Source organism: Haloprofundus halophilus, from assembly GCF_003439925.1.
Lineage (GTDB): Archaea > Halobacteriota > Halobacteria > Halobacteriales > Haloferacaceae > Haloprofundus > Haloprofundus halophilus.
Genome location: NZ_QQRR01000001.1, coordinates 1531944 through 1545923, shown reverse-complemented (window position 1 = coordinate 1545923; position 13980 = coordinate 1531944). Strand labels below are relative to the sequence as shown.

Genomic DNA, 13980 nt, shown 5'->3' with positions numbered 1-13980 from the left:
GCAGTCGACCCCGATTCTGGACTCGTTCTCGACCTCAGTAGTCGTCGTCGGCCAGTTCCATCTCGGCGACGATGGCGTAGGGGTCCAGTCCGTTCCGTATCCCGTCCAGAATCCGGAACGCGTCGTCGGGCGCGAGGAAGTGTCGCGTGATGGCCCGCCCCAGGGGGGTGGGTTCGAAGCCGTCGATGAACTTCCACTCCAGCAGTTTCCCGACGGCGTGTTTCGTCGGTATCTCGCCGAGCATCCGGTCGTTCAGTCGCTTGGCGCGCTTGCCGGCGACGGTGATGTTCGCCAGCGTCTCCTCGACGGCGGCGGACTCGTCGTACATCGTCGCCACGTCCTCCATCTCGCCCTTCAGGAGCATGAACGCGACTTCGTCCTCGCTCATCTCCATCGACCCGTGGTAGGCGGCGTCGGGTTCGACCAGCATGTACACCTTCCCCTTGTCGTGGTAGTCCGGCCGTCCAGCACGGCCGAGCATCTGGCTGAACTCCTGGACGGAGAGCCACTCGATGCCCATCGCCAGCGAGTCGAAGACGACCTGCGAGGCGGGGAAGTCGACGCCCGCCGCCAGCGCCGCCGTCGTGACGACGGCCGCCAGGTCCTGGTTGGCGAACATCCGCTCGACTTTCTTTCTTCTCCGATAATCCAACCCGGCGTGGTACGGCGCGGCGTCGTACTCCAATTTACGCGAAATCTCGTGACAGCGCCGCCGCGAGTTGGTGAAGATGATGGTCTGGCCGCGGTAGCCTTTCGAGGACTCGGTGTCGAACTCGCGGCGGACGAGTTTGTTCTCGATTCGTACTTTCTCCTGTCCGTCGGCGAAGGTGAGGTGGCGCTCGATGGGGACGGGTCGCTCCTCGAACTCGATGAGCGTCGCCTCCAGTCGCCGCGCCAGCCACTCGGGGTTACCGACGGTCGCGGAGAGGTAGATCCACTGCGCCCCGCCGTAGTTCTCGCGGCGTTCCGCGCGGTCCTCGCAGTAGTACTTCAGCCGCGAGATGAGGCCGTCGAGGCGGTGGCCCCGCTCGTCCTCCTTCAGCGTGTGCACCTCGTCGATGACGACGCTGCCGATGTCGCCGAGGTCCTTTCCGGTTCGGAGCGCGTGGTCGATTCCCTCGTACGTGCCGACGATGATGTCGGCGTTCGGGTCGAAGCGGTTGCCGTCGTCGTTGATTCGCGAGGCCCCGACCCGAATCGTGACGTTTGCGAGGTGGCCGTAGCGCTCTCTGAAGTCGTCGTACTTCTGGTTGGCGAGCGCAACGAGCGGAACGAGAAACAGTAGTTTCCCCTTCCCCTCCAACGCACGGTTCACCCCGGCAAGCTCGCCGACGAGCGTCTTCCCCGTCGCCGTCGCGCTGACGACGAGTTGGTCCTGTCCGTCGAAGAGGCCGTTTCGGACCGAGAGACTCTGTACCGGCAGGAGGTTCTCGAACCGCTCTTCGGTCATCTTCTGTAGCTCGGGATGCAGATTCAGACTGCTCGTCGGCACGGGGTCGACGTCTTCGACGGTCGCGCTGATTTCGTCGAACTTCGTCAGGTCGGGGTCGAGATTTCCTTGCAGCAGGTTCGTGATGCGGTCGAGGTCCTGTACGTCCAGGAGGAGCTCTTCGAGGCGGTCCTGCGCCGCCGCGGTCAGGTTCCCTTTGAACGAGAGCTCTCGCTCCAGTTCGCGAATCGCGCAGTCCGGACAGATGTACTCCCGCTCCGTCTTGATGGCCGTCTCCTCGGTGATGGGCGAGTAACGGCCGCCGTCGGCGCAGAACCGGCAGGTCCGGACGACGAGCGCGTCGAGCTGGTAGCCGTCGAGCATCTCCCGTAGCTCGCTTCGACCGTGCTGGGAGGTCTGTTGGGAGATGCGGATACGCGACGCTCGGCGGGCCAGTTCGACGAACTGGTCGGGACTTCGCGGCACCTCGTCCGAACCGTCGACGATGCGGAACTTCCCGGGTCGGGGACCGGCGTTCGTCTCCTTGAGACCGAGTCGGCCGCGGAAGAGCCGCTCGCCGTCGCGGGTGGCGACGACGGTGTAATCGTCGCGGCCGCCGCTCTCGTGGAGGAACAGCGTGTCGACCTGCGCGACCTGCTGAGACACGTCGAGTGGTACGAGAACGGGGTATTTCAGGGATTCGACTCCGCGGAGGCTCCCCCGGGTTCCGCCTCCCTACTCCTCGACCAACTCGATGCTGTCGTCGCCGTTCGGCACCGCACAGAGGAACGCGCCCGGTTCGTCGCTCTCGTTTCGATACCAGTGGACGACGCCCGCGGGGATGAGAAGCGAGTCACCCGCCGACACCTCGTACTCCTCGCCGCCGACGCCCACCGTGTACTCGCCGTCGAGAACGTACTGCTCGTGTTCGACCTCGTTGGTGTGTTTCGGGACCGAAGCTCCGGGGTCGAGGCTGAACCGTCGAATCGCAAAGTGCGGTGCACCGTCGGCGTCGCTGAGGAGCACACCTTTCTTCATCCCCTCGGCCGCGCCGACCGATTCGTACTCGACTTCGGACTCGCGCTTGACGACCGCCCCGCCGTCGTCACCGTCGTTGGATTCCATATTCGCGTCTACGGCCCACGGGGTGTAAGCGTTTCCCGCCACCGCCGGAGCCACGCCCGAGTTTAAGAAGGCCCGGACCCTAACCTCTCGTATGCGAGGCATTCGAATCGGGAGCGCCTTCGGTATCCCCATCCGGTTAGACTTCACGTTCCTGTTGGTACTTCCACTCTTTGCGTATCTCATCGGGCTCGACGTCGGATCGCTCGCAGGCACCGTCAACGACCTGTTCGGGTCGTCGCTGGACGCCGGGCCACTCACGGCGGGAGCGATGCCCTGGATTCTCGGCGCCGCCGCCGCCGTCGGACTGTTCGCCTGCGTCCTCCTCCACGAGTTCGGCCACTCGCTGGTCGCGCTCCGCTACGGTTTCGAGATCGAATCCATCACGCTGTGGCTGTTCGGCGGCGTCGCCCGGTTCACCGAGATGCCCGAGAACTGGAAGCAGGAACTCAACGTCGCGCTCGCCGGACCGGCCGTCAGTATCGCCCTCGGCGTTCTCTCCTACGTCGCGTTTCTCGCGCTTCCGGCGAGTCTCGACGCCGCCAGGTTCGTGCTCGGCTACCTCGCGCTGACGAACGTGCTCCTCGCGGTGTTCAACATGCTCCCGGGGTTCCCGATGGACGGCGGACGCGTGCTCCGCGCGCTGCTGGCCCGTGACCGGTCGTACGCCCGAGCGACCCAGATTGCGGCCGAAGTCGGCAAAGCGTTCGCGTTCCTGCTCGGTATCTTCGGACTGTTCGCGAACCTGTGGCTCGTCGCGCTCGCCTTCTTCATCTACATCGGCGCGTCGAGCGAGGCCCAGCAGACCGTGATGAAGGCGGCGTTCCAGGACGTGACCGTCCGCGACATCATGACGGGGAAGGAGGACCTCCACACCGTCGAGGAGAACACGAGCATCGCCGAACTGATGAACCGGATGTTCACGGAGCGACACACCGGCTATCCGGTGATGCGCGGCGGCCGCCTCACCGGGATGGTGACACTCAACGACGCCCGGTCGGTCGACGAGGTCGAACGCGACGCATATCGCGTCGAGGACGTGATGTCGCGCGATATCGCGAGTGTCACCCCCGACCTCGACGCGATGGAGGCACTGCAGTTGATGCAGGAGAACGGTGTCGGCCGCCTCCCCGTCATCGACGCCAACGGGGACATCGTCGGTATCGTCTCGCGGACAGACCTGATGACCGCGTTCGACATCATCCAGACGAGCGGTTCTCCGGACGCCATCCGCTCGATTCGCTCCTCGAATCCGCCGGGGTCGCTCTGAGAGCGTCCGACGCCGCAACCCGTGGATGCGGCGACGCCGTTCTCGCCGGTCGAGCGCCCGACACTCGGCACCGGCGACGACGCTCGGTTTACACCTCGCCTCGGCCACGGACCGAACCGCGGCGAGTTAGCCGAAGACTCCGGGCGACCTCTTCGCTCGAATCCTCGACGAACCCCTTCGCTTCCGGTGGAGATGACTCGGCCGACGCCGTCACCCTCACGGTGTCGGTACGGTACCTCTCACGACCTCCCAGGACTGGCCCGTTCCACGCGGTGGCGGCGAATGAGGCCGTATCGACAGGCCTCGTCCATCCGAGACGCGTCCGATGACTGCCGTTTCCCGTAGTTAACGGGTACCACGTTTTACTGTACTCGAGTCCTCCGTAGAAACAATGCGGGGAGTCCTCAACGAGCAGACCGAGACCGTTCACAAGCCCACCGACCACGCTCACCGACTCACCGCTTGCGGGGCGCTGTTCCACGTCTCCGAGAAGGCCACGTCAGTCGTCGACTTGGCCGACGCCGTCGACGACGGCGGTGCGTCCCGGTGCGGACGCTGCTTCGACGACGCGGGCGGGTACTGAGTTCTCGCCGACGCGAGCACACGCTCACGGAGCACTCACGACGCGCTCTCCGAGCGCAGTCGCTCGTGGCGTAGTTCGCGTCAGAAAGGTCCAGGTGCGAGAATCGAACCTCCGAGAGACGGTCGCTCACCCCGTTCGCGCTGCGACTCTCGTGGTTCGCTCTCTTACAACGGACCTTCGTCTCCTCGTTTTACTCGGAGACAGAAAGGTCCAGGTGCGAGAATCGAACCGGAGCAAGACGTGCTCACTTCGTTGCGCGCGCCTTGCAGGGTTCGATTCTCTTCGATGACCTTCGACGCCCACGGAGCACTCACGACGCGCTCTCTGAGTGCAGTCGCTCGTGGCGTAGTTCGCGTCAAGAAAGGTCCAGGTGCGAGAATCGAACCTCCGAGAGACGGTCGCTCACTCCGTTCGCGCTGCGACTCTCGTGGCTCGATCTCTTACGACGGACCTTCGTCTCCTCGTTTTACTCGGAGACAGAAAGGTCCAGGTGCGAGAATCGAACCCGCGTCTCAGCCTCCACAAGGCTGAAGGATGGTCCACTACCCCAACCCGGACACATCCAATCGTACTCCGCTGCGACTCAAATACGTTACGACTTGCTTGAGATTCGCCAGTGGACGACAGGGCGCACACTCCTGGACTCCGCTCCGAGAGCCGAGACGCTTTTGGGGCCGACCCGCCTATCACCGCCCGACAGTGGCCATCACGGACAAAATCTATCTGAAGAACCACCGCCAGATCGCCTCCCAACTGGAGACGAGCATCCCGAAGGGCGCGTTCAAGGGAGCGACGCTGGACGTGCTGTACACCGGCGACGGCCTCGAAAAACTCGACGAGGCGACCCGCGAGCGGGTGCTCGACTTCGCGCAGGATTTCCTCGACTGCGACTGCGACACCAACCCCTACTGCGGCCACCCGGAGCGAAAGTTCGTCAGCTACCTGCTGGAGCTCCGAGCGCAGGGACTCGGTCCCGACGCCATCGTCGACGTGATGACCGACGACTACATGCTCTACGCGTACCCCGGCGACGTCCTCTCGTTTCTCGACCAGTCGGTGCGCACGCTCGAAGCCGTCGAGTCGCTCGCCGCCGTCGACGGTAACCGGGAGATGCAGCAGCAATCCGCCGAGGCGAAGCGGTCGCTGACGCGGTGAGCGTGGCGGGAAAACGGGGGAACCGTCAGCCCAGACGGAACGGTTGGTCGTCGCGCTCGCCGTCCAACTCTTCGAGTTGGATCACGTCCTCGTCGTCGCCGTCGAGTTCCTCCACCTGTTCGCGCAGGTAGTTGACGTAGCGTTTGTGTTCCTCGAGTTGTTCGCGGAGGTGTTCGGTCTCCAGTTCGAGGCGCTCGTGTTCGCGGATGAAGCTCTTCGGTACCTCGACGGTCGGTGGAAAGCTGGCCGTATCGTCGTCGTGACTCCGTTCTAACTCGTTTTCGGGGACGACTCGCACCTGGCCGTCGTGGGCAACGAGCGTGTCCACGTAGTCACGAAACACCGCCGAGAGCGAGATATCGCGCTCCTCGGCGATTTCGCGGAGCGTCTCGAACGCGTCCTCGTTGACGCGAAACGAGATGGTCTTGTTCTTGTTGCCCATGCTCTTGAGTTGTGACTCCGTGCTACTTAATCGTTCGTCAGACGGGTTACCAGTCTGTTCGACTGTAGGTCACGGCCCGAATCTCGCGTCGGCTACCCGTCGGTTCGGGTGCGACCGTACGAACGTCTCCGCACTGTGGTCGTCTACGTCGAACTGCGCGCTGTCTCCGTCGAACTGCCCCCTTTACGCCGACTACCGAGTAGACGACGCCGACGCTGTCGGCGGAGGTCGGGCCGCGATGCCGCCGAATCGGGTGAACCCCTGAATCAGGCGTTGCCTTCCCGACGAGTCGGGCCGTTCTCGGACTCGGGCGCGGCCGTCTCGTCGCCGTTGGGTTCCGAGTCGGCTTCCCTCGCGTAGGCGTCTATCCGTTCGTCGCCGAGACGTGCTTCCGCTGCGCCCTCGTCGTCGGCGTCGACGCCCATCTCCGCGTAGACGCGCCGCCAGTCGGCGCTCGGCGAGTCGCGGTCAGTCGGCATCGCCGCCTCCCTCGTCTTCACCCGACGGCGCTGCACCGCAGCGGAAACAGCCGTCGCGGAGTCGGGGGTCGACACTCTCGAACCCACAACGCTCACAGCGCCAGTATCGATAGTCGAGGCGGCCGTGGTCGTCGTACGCGGGATGCGGACCGGTGACGTTCTCCTGTCTATGTTCGTTTTCCGTAGCTTCTTGTGAGAGTGGGCTATCAGTGCTCACTGGGCTCTCCGTGGTAGGGATGCCCGGCGTTCGGGTGCTGCAACACCCGACGCGTTTCCGTTCGCGCCGTGCCGGGCGGCGTTCTGTCGTCGATTCTCTCCGTAGCTGTCGCTCTCCGTGCGACTTCGTCGTCAGTTCCACTCCGACCGAGTCACCGCGTCACGACCGCGACTCCGAACCGCGCGCCGGGGGAACGCGTGCGCGGTCGGTCCGGAGTGCGGTCGACGGTGTGTCGTTTGCGGTGTCAGCCGACTACGCGGCTACGCGACTACGCTTCGGCTTCCAGTTCGTCGGTCGTTTCCAGACTTTGGAGCGCGGCGATGGCGGCCTGCCGGTAGCTGTCGACCGGGAGGTCGTACTGCTCGCGGGCCATCCGGCCGTACTCGTTGCCTTCCTCTTCGAATCTGTCGACGCGTTCGAGCGTGCGCTCGGCCGTCTCGACGACCCAGCGGTCGCGCGTCGCGGCGTCGACTTTACTGATGGACTCGGGACGGACCGAGACGTTCACCGTGCCGTCGTCGGTCTCGTACGTTCGCGGCTTGCCGACGATGGAGACGTACGAGGGTGCGTCGAGGTCGCGCAGGGCGCTCGCGGCTTCGGGCTGGTACTGCCCGGCGTAGACGAAGAACGTCCCGGTGGGGTCGACGATGCGGCCCCGCCAGTACTCGTTGTCCTCGCCGACGTCCTCCTTCTCGGTCAGCGTGCCGACGAGGAACACGCGGTTGGCCTGCGCGCCCGAGGGCAGCAGCAGGTAGACGGGCGCGCGCTCGTCGTCGGACTCTTTGAACGTGTATGCAGCGTCGTTGAACTCCTGGGCGAAGACGCGTCGAGCGACTTCGCGGGTGGGTGCGGATTGACTCATTTACATCGACCTCGCTTTGATGAGCACGGCCTCGGCGTCGACCGGACCGGTGAGCTGTTCGAACTCGTTGACGAGCACGTAGCGCCCGAGCGTCGGCCCGGAGACGCGGTAGTAGCGCCCGAGCACGTCCTCGGCCATCTCGTCGGCGACGATGGTCGTGTCGAGTGCGTCCATCGCCATCTGTTTGGCCTCCTCCAGCGCGATGCCGGTGAGTTCCTCGGTCATCTCCTTGTTGAAGATGATCTCCTGCACCTCGTTGCCGTCGTCGAGGACGCCCTTGATGCGCAGGTCGAACTCGCCTTCGACGTTGCCGTGTTCCGAGCAGCGGCCGTTCTGGAGCACGCGCGTGCAACCCTCCTCGGGGCAGCGCTTGATGAGTCCCGACCCGCTCTGGATGTCGACGAACGCGCCCTCGACGCTCACCGAGTCGTCGCCGACTTCGATCTCCTCGTCGAGTTCGGTGATGGTCGTCGTCCGGTTGAGCTTCACCGAGTACCGTCCCTGGTACTCGTCGGTGACGACGTTCTGCAGGGAGTACACCGCTCCCTCTTTCAGTTCCGGGAGTTCCGACGTGGTGAAGGAGACGAACTTGATGGTGCCGGACTCGTCGCCCAGCAGGCCGACCTGCGAGATGGAGTCGCTACGCGGCTCCCACAGTTCGACGAGTTTCACCGTGAGGTCGACCCACTGTTCGTCCTCGTCGATGTCCGAGACTTCGACGGCCTGACTGCCGCCGCCGCCGGCGCGAATCGCGTCGCGTTCGAGTCCCGCCTCGTCGAGGTAGTGGTTGACGACGCTTCGGCGCGCCTCGTCCACGGGCACTTTGTACTCGTTGACGAGGTTGTCCAGTCGCTCTTCGATCTCGTCTTCGTCCACGTCGAGGTGGTCCGAGAACTGTTCCGCAATCTCCGCTGCGTGTGTACGCAAATCTGTCATGTGGTCTCACTGCCTCTTCTCTGGTTTTCTATGAGAGGCATACGCCCGTTGGCTCCTACTGGTATAAAAAGTTCCGGCACCGCGACGGAAGTGAAATCCCGAGGGTGGGGGCCGCTGGGGGCGGTCTACGTCGGACGCGCGTCTGACGCTCGGAGCGCTCGTCTTCGGGCGATTTGGCGGAGGTATTTGCCGACAGTCGCCGAACGTCCGCTCGACGAGCGAAAGTGAACGCGCCGACTCCACGAGGATTATTACCGCCCGGCCGCAATTCGAGTGCATGGACCCGCGCCTCGAACGCATCGTCCGACAGACGTTCCGCAAGGCGGGTCGGCAGTGGGCCGAGTCGAAGCGCGCCTACCGCGAGGGGCAGTCCGGCGGCGTCCCCGACGCGCTCCCCGTCGACGACGAAGGCCGCGCCAAACTCGTCTGTCGCCGCTACGCCGAACGGCGAGCCGTCGACATCGGCGACGAGGGTCGTCCATCCTGTTTCGACGCCGACCACCCCGACTGTCAGGGCTGCGCCGAGGACGTCCGCGCGGGCGTCGTCGAGACGTGGTGACGCGCGCCGAGTCCACGATAGCTTTCCCCCCTCCGCGACTCGGTACCCTATGGACAGACCGCTCGTCGCGCTCGTGCTCGCAGGCGGCACCGGCACCCGACTCTACCCCGCCAGTCGGAGCCACCGCCCGAAGCAGTTCCTCTCGCTCTCGGACTCCGACGACGACTCGTTGCTCTCGCAGACCGCCGACCGTGCGAGTTTCGCCGACCACCTGTTCGTCTGCACGCGCGCCGACTTCGCCGACGAGGTTCCCGACCACGCCCCCGAGGCCACGGTACTCGTCGAACCCGAGGGCAAAGACACCGGCCCGGCGCTGACCTACGCGACCCACCGAATACAGGAAGAAACCGGCGACTGCGTCGTGCTCGTCCTCCCGAGCGACCACACCGTTTCCGGGAATTTCGAGCCCGTCGCCCGCGCGGGCGCTCGCGTCGCCGCCGAGACGGGTGCGCTCGTCACTTTCGGCGTCGAACCCACTCGACCCGACACCGGGTACGGCTACATCGAACCCGGCGAGAAGCGAGACGAACCCGAACCGCACGCCGACCTCGCGGCGTTCCACGAGAAACCAGATAGTGAAACTGCGGCCGAGTACGTCGACTCGGGCTATCTGTGGAACGCGGGCATCTTCGCGTGGACGCCCGATTCGTTCCTCACCGCCGCCCGCGACACCGAACTCGCGCCGCTCGTCGAGGCGCTCGACGCGGGCGACGCCGAGAGAGGGTTCGCCGCCGTCGACGACGTGAGCGTCGACTACGCGGTGATGGAGCGCGCCGACCACGCCGCCGTCGTCTCCGCGACGTTCGACTGGGACGACCTGGGGTCGTGGGACGCGCTGGAGCGCGTGCTCGACGCCGACGCCGACGGAAACGTCGCGCTCGGCGACTTTCTCGCCGTCGACGCCGCGGACAACGTCGTCGCCAGCGACGACAAACACGTCTCGCTGGTCGGCGTAGAAGGTTTGGCCGTCGTCGCCTACGACGACCGGGTGTTGGTGGTGCCGAAGGAACAGGCCCAGCGGGTTCGGGAGGTGGTTTCGGTGCTGAGAGAGGAAGGGCGATTCTAGGTGATGTGCCCGAAAATCGCTCCGCGATTTTCGGCCGACGACTGAGGGACGTGAGCGAAGCGAACGAACCGAAGGAGGAGTGTTTTTGGTCCAGCTTTTACCGAGCGAGAGCGCCGAGCGCTCTCGCTCGGTAAAAGCTGGCTTAGGAGCGCATCTTCCCGCCGTCGACGGGAAGGGCTACGCCGTTGACGAAGCTCGCGCAGTCGCTCGCGAGGAACGCGACGGTATCACCCAGTTCCTCGGGCTTGCCGATGCGGCCCATCGGGATGCCGTTCGACCAGCCCTCCAGTCCCTCCTCGTAGCTGTCCACGTCGCCGCGTTCGACGGCGTCCTCGACCAGTTCTTCGACGCGCGAGGTCTCGTGCGCGCCCGGCAGCACCGCGTTGACCCGCACGTCGGGAGCGAACTCCCGCGAGAGCGATTTCACGAGGCCGATGACGCCGCGGCGGACGCTGTTCGAGAGGATGAGGTCGTCGATAACTTCGCGGACACTCGTCGAGGTGATGCAGGTGATGGTCCCGGCGTCGCTCTCTTTCAGGTGCGGTTCGGCTTCTTTGACGGTCCAGACGGCGCTCATCACGAGCAGGTCGTACGCGCCGTACCAGTCCTCGGAGGACATGTCGTCGAAACTTCCGCTCGGCGGGCCGCCCGCGGAGGTGACGAGGTGGTCCAACTGGCCGAACTCCTCGACGGTCGCCTCCACGAGCGCCGCGATGTCGTCGCGGTCGGTGAGGTCCGTCGGCACCGCGAGCACCTCGCCGTCGCCGACGGCGTCGAGTTCCTCAGCTGCTTCGTCGAGGCGCTCCTCGTCGCGGCCGCAGATGACGACGTGTGCGCCCTCCGCCGCCAGCGATTCGGCGCTCGCGTGACCGAGGCCGCTCGAACTCGCCGTCACCAGTGCTACATCTCCGGATACTCCGAGGTCCATGTGGTGTGCGAGGACAGTGCACGCAAAAGTATCTCTCAAGTCGGCAAGACGTGCAATATCGGGTATTTCGACGGTGACCCGAGTGTGATTGTCCGCACGGAAAGCTTATTCCGCGTTGTCGTTATCGAGAATTGTGAAACGAAGAGCGGTCCTCCGGGCTATCGTCGCCGTTCCGCTGCTTGCGGGCTGTCTCTCGGCCGACCGACGTGAACCAGACTCGCCCAACGTTCCCCCGGGGGTAGGCGACTCTCTGTGCGACAACGCAGAGGAGTCCGAGCGAACCAACTCCAGCGACCCGCCGGACCCTCTCACCTGCGGCGACTCCCCGAAATCCAATCTGCGAATCGTCAACGAGAAATCCGACTGGGCTCCCTTACGGCTCGAACTATTCGACGCAGCGAGCGACGAACTGCTCTCTTCTTCCGACTACGACCTCGCACCGAACTCGACGTACACCATTGTAGATGTTTGCTCTATCTCGAACAGGTACCGAATTCGGGCTAAATCCGGTCTCTTTTCGGATTCGTTGACGTGGGACCTCTCGCGCTCCTGCACGCTAGCGGAGATTCGAGTCGGGAAGTATTTCGGCCTGAATGTGACCCAGATTGGTGAGGGATGAGTGATTAGGTCTCTCGTCGACGGTTTTAGCCGGATTCACAGTGATAATACAGAATTCTCTCTTCACCGCCTAGCTGAATGTCTATGTCCACATTGACGCACGAAAACCCTGCCTCGGCCAAGTCGGTCTCGGACCACTCGTTCTCGTCGATTCTGGTTCGGAGGATATACCGCTCGGATTCGGAACCAACGTCGCGCCATTTTTTGGTCGAATCGTCGACGAGACGGTCGCCGTCGTACACCGCAGCATCGAGTCTGACGGACGCCTCGAACGTCAGTTCGTCGTCGACGACGATTTCAATATCGAGGGTGTGAGCGGTGTCGTCGGCGTTCCGTGCTACCAGCCCCGAGACCTCTATCGTCTGCTCGGCGTTGGAGGAACAACCAGCAAGCGCGAACGCGGCTACCAATCCCAAGAGGCTACGCCGCTCCATCGGGCGTAGTTGAGGAAGGTGGAGATATTATACTATCTGTATCTCCTCACACAGAAATCAGATCGTAAACGCCTCTGGACGCTCCTGCCTACGCCGACCGCCGTACCCTCACCGCACCCTCGCTCGTCACCCCGACGAGAAGCGGCACCCGAACCTCGCGCCCGCGGATGGCGTCGCCCGCGGCGTCGCTGACGATTTTCATTAGGTCGGGCGCGGTGTGGTTCACCTTCACGCCGGCGGCGTCGCAGGCGTCGTACACTTCCTTCGGAACGTCGTAGAGGTCGGTCCCCTCGGGGACGTCGACGCGGACGGGTGCGGTCAGTGCCTCGGCGAACGCCACCGTCTCGCGGGCCTTCTCGACGTTGCCGCGGGCGCTGGCCTCGATGCTGGAGACGTTCGCGCGCGACGTGCCGAGGAACTCGGCGATGTCAGACTGACGGACGCCGCGTTCGCGCAGTGCGAGCACCTCGGCCTGTCGGCGCGTCAGGACGCTCTCGTCGGGCGCGAAGCCCGCCTGTTCGAGTATCTCGTTCACGTCCTGCTCGTCCATACGCGTGCGTCGAACGCCGTCGGCAAAAAGCTACAGAAAACCGAAAGTCGGGACTGTCCGTGGGTGCCGCCTCGGCGGCGGGCGGTGCTTACGCTCCCCAGAAGTTGTCGCGGCTGCCGAGCGCCGTGGGACGCTTCGGTCCCTCGTCGTCGTCGCCGCTTCGCTCGGGTTCGGGCTCTTCCTCCTCGGGTTCCATCGGCAGTCGCTCCACCTCGTCGGCGCGTGCGTGGCTCGATTTCACCTGCGTAATCTTCACCAGCGCTCGCGCGTCGGGGAGCACGCCGTCGACCATCACGATGAACCCGTCCTCGGTCCGCCCGACGCCTGCGCCGCTCTCGTGGATGTCGGTCACCTCGACGACGACCTCTTCGCCGGGTTTGACCGGTTGCTGTTTCAGTTCGCGGATGGGCATGCTGTAGTGGCTGCACCATTCGGCACCGCCGCGGTCGCCGTAGTGTTGGCAACCCATCCCTTGGATTCGCTCGGAGAAACTGGGGCACTCGTCGGCCAGTGGACAGTCCGGCATGAACGTGACTACTCAGGCGTCCATCTAAACGCTTGTGTATCGCTCACCGGGTCGAAACCCGTTTTGCCGCGCCGCTCGAAGCGCCACGTATGAGTCGACGCGTCCCGGAGTTCGCACTCGTCGCCGGGACGTTGCTCTCGCTTTCGTTTCTCGTCTCCTCGCTCGTGCTCACCGGCGACGTGTTGCGGACGACGCTCGTCGCCGTCCTCCTCGGCTATCCCTTCGTCGCCTACGCCGTCGTCCACGACGAGAACCCGACGAACGTGCTCCCGCCGACGGCCGTGCTCGCACTCGGCGGACTCGTCGGCGCGGTTCTCCTCGGCGAGGCGACGCTGGGCGGCGTTCGGGCCTCGACGCCGTTGGCCGGGGTCACGTTCGGCGTGCTGCTGGCGCTGCTGGCGCTGTTACCGCCGCTGGCCTACTACCTCCGATACGGGTCGCCGCTGAATCCGCTCTCGCCCGCGCAGACGGCGCTCGGCTGTCTGGGTGTCGCCGTCGCTCTCCTCTGTCTCGGCGCAGTCGCCGACACCGTGCTGTACGCGACGGCGGACGCTCTTCTCGTCTCGCTCACCGGCGGTCTGTACGCTGCGCACGCGGGCGTCGTTCCGTCGCCGTCGACGCGCCGACTGTTCGTCTTCGGCGGCGTCGCCGCCGGTGTCTGTCTGCTCGCCGTCGGGAGTGCCCTCGGCGTGACGCTCGACGAGTGGGTCGTCGTCGCCGCGGCGCTCGTCTTCGGCCCGAGCGCGTACTACGCGCTCACCGTCGAGTACGTCTGAGAACTCGGCGACTTCTGACCGAATCTAC

17 protein-coding genes and 1 tRNA gene are annotated in these 13980 nt (G+C 64.9%); 6 read left to right on the top strand and 12 right to left on the bottom strand.

The window, feature by feature from the left end; genetic code table 11:
* Nucleotides 1-34: 34 nt before the first annotated feature.
* Together DV709_RS07765 and DV709_RS07760 are read right to left on the bottom strand one after the other, a co-directional pair.
* Nucleotides 35-2095 (bottom strand): DEAD/DEAH box helicase, encoded by a 2061-nt coding sequence (locus tag DV709_RS07765; protein ID WP_117593371.1) that lies wholly within the window; start codon nt 2093-2095, stop codon nt 35-37.
* Between the two features lie 69 nt (nt 2096-2164).
* A complete protein-coding gene (locus DV709_RS07760; protein ID WP_117593369.1) occupies nt 2165-2554 on the bottom strand; it encodes a cupin domain-containing protein in 390 nt (129 codons plus the stop codon).
* Between the two features lie 91 nt (nt 2555-2645).
* Between DV709_RS07760 and DV709_RS07755 the strand changes: the two genes are divergently transcribed.
* The gene (locus tag DV709_RS07755) at nt 2646-3821 is read left to right on the top strand and encodes a CBS domain-containing protein (RefSeq protein ID WP_117593367.1); all 1176 of its coding nucleotides are present in this window, start codon (nt 2646-2648) and stop codon (nt 3819-3821) included.
* 391 nt (nt 3822-4212) lie between these two features.
* Entirely contained in the window at nt 4213-4404 is a 192-nt protein-coding gene (locus DV709_RS07750) for a hypothetical protein (RefSeq protein WP_117593365.1), read from the top strand.
* 484 nt (nt 4405-4888) lie between these two features.
* On the opposite strand, the gene DV709_RS07745 is transcribed toward DV709_RS07750, so the two are convergent.
* Nucleotides 4889-4961, bottom strand: a tRNA-His gene (locus DV709_RS07745).
* 142 nt (nt 4962-5103) lie between these two features.
* Between DV709_RS07745 and DV709_RS07740 the strand changes: the two genes are divergently transcribed.
* On the top strand, nt 5104-5559 hold the full coding sequence (locus tag DV709_RS07740) for a DUF5814 domain-containing protein (RefSeq protein ID WP_117593363.1): 456 nt from the start codon (nt 5104-5106) through the stop codon (nt 5557-5559).
* Nucleotides 5560-5584: 25 nt separating this feature from the next.
* On the opposite strand, the gene DV709_RS07735 is transcribed toward DV709_RS07740, so the two are convergent.
* The 5 genes from DV709_RS07735 to DV709_RS07720 form a co-directional block, all read right to left on the bottom strand.
* A complete protein-coding gene (locus DV709_RS07735) occupies nt 5585-6001 on the bottom strand; it encodes a ribbon-helix-helix protein, CopG family (protein ID WP_117593360.1) in 417 nt (138 codons plus the stop codon).
* 266 nt (nt 6002-6267) lie between these two features.
* The gene (locus DV709_RS07730) at nt 6268-6480 is read right to left on the bottom strand and encodes a hypothetical protein (RefSeq protein ID WP_157972684.1); all 213 of its coding nucleotides are present in this window, start codon (nt 6478-6480) and stop codon (nt 6268-6270) included.
* Nucleotides 6470-6697 carry a hypothetical protein gene (locus tag DV709_RS17690; protein WP_157972683.1) on the bottom strand — a complete coding sequence of 76 codons (228 nt, stop codon included), beginning with the start codon at nt 6695-6697 and terminating at the stop codon, nt 6470-6472. Before DV709_RS17690 ends, DV709_RS07730 begins: the two co-directional genes overlap by 11 nt.
* A gap of 268 nt (nt 6698-6965) precedes the next feature.
* A complete protein-coding gene (locus DV709_RS07725; protein ID WP_117593356.1) occupies nt 6966-7559 on the bottom strand; it encodes an RPA family protein in 594 nt (197 codons plus the stop codon).
* Entirely contained in the window at nt 7560-8495 is a 936-nt protein-coding gene (locus tag DV709_RS07720; protein ID WP_117593354.1) for a replication factor A, read from the bottom strand.
* Between the two features lie 277 nt (nt 8496-8772).
* On the opposite strand from DV709_RS07720, the gene DV709_RS07715 reads away from it, so the two are divergent.
* A complete protein-coding gene (locus DV709_RS07715; protein ID WP_117593352.1) occupies nt 8773-9054 on the top strand; it encodes a DUF7091 family protein in 282 nt (93 codons plus the stop codon).
* A 49-nt stretch (nt 9055-9103) separates the two neighbouring features.
* Nucleotides 9104-10120: a mannose-1-phosphate guanylyltransferase gene (locus tag DV709_RS07710; protein ID WP_117593350.1), complete on the top strand. Its 1017-nt coding sequence runs from the start codon at nt 9104-9106 to the stop codon at nt 10118-10120.
* 142 nt (nt 10121-10262) lie between these two features.
* Here the strand turns inward: DV709_RS07710 and DV709_RS07705 are convergent, their stop codons facing one another.
* From DV709_RS07705 to DV709_RS07685, 4 genes are all read right to left on the bottom strand, one after another.
* Nucleotides 10263-11048: an SDR family oxidoreductase gene (locus DV709_RS07705; protein ID WP_117593348.1), complete on the bottom strand. Its 786-nt coding sequence runs from the start codon at nt 11046-11048 to the stop codon at nt 10263-10265.
* 644 nt (nt 11049-11692) lie between these two features.
* On the bottom strand, nt 11693-12100 hold the full coding sequence (locus tag DV709_RS07695) for a lipoprotein (protein WP_117593345.1): 408 nt from the start codon (nt 12098-12100) through the stop codon (nt 11693-11695).
* Nucleotides 12101-12188: 88 nt separating this feature from the next.
* Nucleotides 12189-12650 (bottom strand): Tfx family DNA-binding protein, encoded by a 462-nt coding sequence (locus tag DV709_RS07690; RefSeq protein WP_117593343.1) that lies wholly within the window; start codon nt 12648-12650, stop codon nt 12189-12191.
* A gap of 88 nt (nt 12651-12738) precedes the next feature.
* Entirely contained in the window at nt 12739-13176 is a 438-nt protein-coding gene (locus DV709_RS07685) for a TRAM domain-containing protein (protein ID WP_117593341.1), read from the bottom strand.
* An 89-nt stretch (nt 13177-13265) separates the two neighbouring features.
* Here DV709_RS07685 and DV709_RS07680 point away from each other — a divergent pair, with 89 nt between their 5' ends.
* Nucleotides 13266-13952 carry a hypothetical protein gene (locus tag DV709_RS07680; protein WP_117593339.1) on the top strand — a complete coding sequence of 229 codons (687 nt, stop codon included), beginning with the start codon at nt 13266-13268 and terminating at the stop codon, nt 13950-13952.
* Nucleotides 13953-13980 lie beyond the last annotated feature (28 nt).

Excerpts from the sequence above, each read along its gene's own strand:
- DV709_RS07750 (WP_117593365.1), top strand. The coding sequence starts at position 4,213 with ATGCGGGGAGTCCTCAACGAGCAGACCGAGACCGTTCACAAGCCCACC.
- DV709_RS07685 (WP_117593341.1), bottom strand. The coding sequence starts at position 13,176 with ATGCCGGACTGTCCACTGGCCGACGAGTGCCCCAGTTTCTCCGAGCGA.
- DV709_RS07705 (WP_117593348.1), bottom strand. The coding sequence starts at position 11,048 with ATGGACCTCGGAGTATCCGGAGATGTAGCACTGGTGACGGCGAGTTCG.
- DV709_RS07690 (WP_117593343.1), bottom strand. The coding sequence starts at position 12,650 with ATGGACGAGCAGGACGTGAACGAGATACTCGAACAGGCGGGCTTCGCG.
- DV709_RS07680 (WP_117593339.1), top strand. The coding sequence starts at position 13,266 with ATGAGTCGACGCGTCCCGGAGTTCGCACTCGTCGCCGGGACGTTGCTC.
- DV709_RS07755 (WP_117593367.1), top strand. The coding sequence starts at position 2,646 with ATGCGAGGCATTCGAATCGGGAGCGCCTTCGGTATCCCCATCCGGTTA.
- DV709_RS07730 (WP_157972684.1), bottom strand. The coding sequence starts at position 6,480 with ATGCCGACTGACCGCGACTCGCCGAGCGCCGACTGGCGGCGCGTCTAC.
- DV709_RS07760 (WP_117593369.1), bottom strand. The coding sequence starts at position 2,554 with ATGGAATCCAACGACGGTGACGACGGCGGGGCGGTCGTCAAGCGCGAG.
- DV709_RS07715 (WP_117593352.1), top strand. The coding sequence starts at position 8,773 with ATGGACCCGCGCCTCGAACGCATCGTCCGACAGACGTTCCGCAAGGCG.
- DV709_RS07710 (WP_117593350.1), top strand. The coding sequence starts at position 9,104 with ATGGACAGACCGCTCGTCGCGCTCGTGCTCGCAGGCGGCACCGGCACC.
- DV709_RS07695 (WP_117593345.1), bottom strand. The coding sequence starts at position 12,100 with ATGGAGCGGCGTAGCCTCTTGGGATTGGTAGCCGCGTTCGCGCTTGCT.
- DV709_RS07720 (WP_117593354.1), bottom strand. The coding sequence starts at position 8,495 with ATGACAGATTTGCGTACACACGCAGCGGAGATTGCGGAACAGTTCTCG.
- DV709_RS07735 (WP_117593360.1), bottom strand. The coding sequence starts at position 6,001 with ATGGGCAACAAGAACAAGACCATCTCGTTTCGCGTCAACGAGGACGCG.
- DV709_RS07725 (WP_117593356.1), bottom strand. The coding sequence starts at position 7,559 with ATGAGTCAATCCGCACCCACCCGCGAAGTCGCTCGACGCGTCTTCGCC.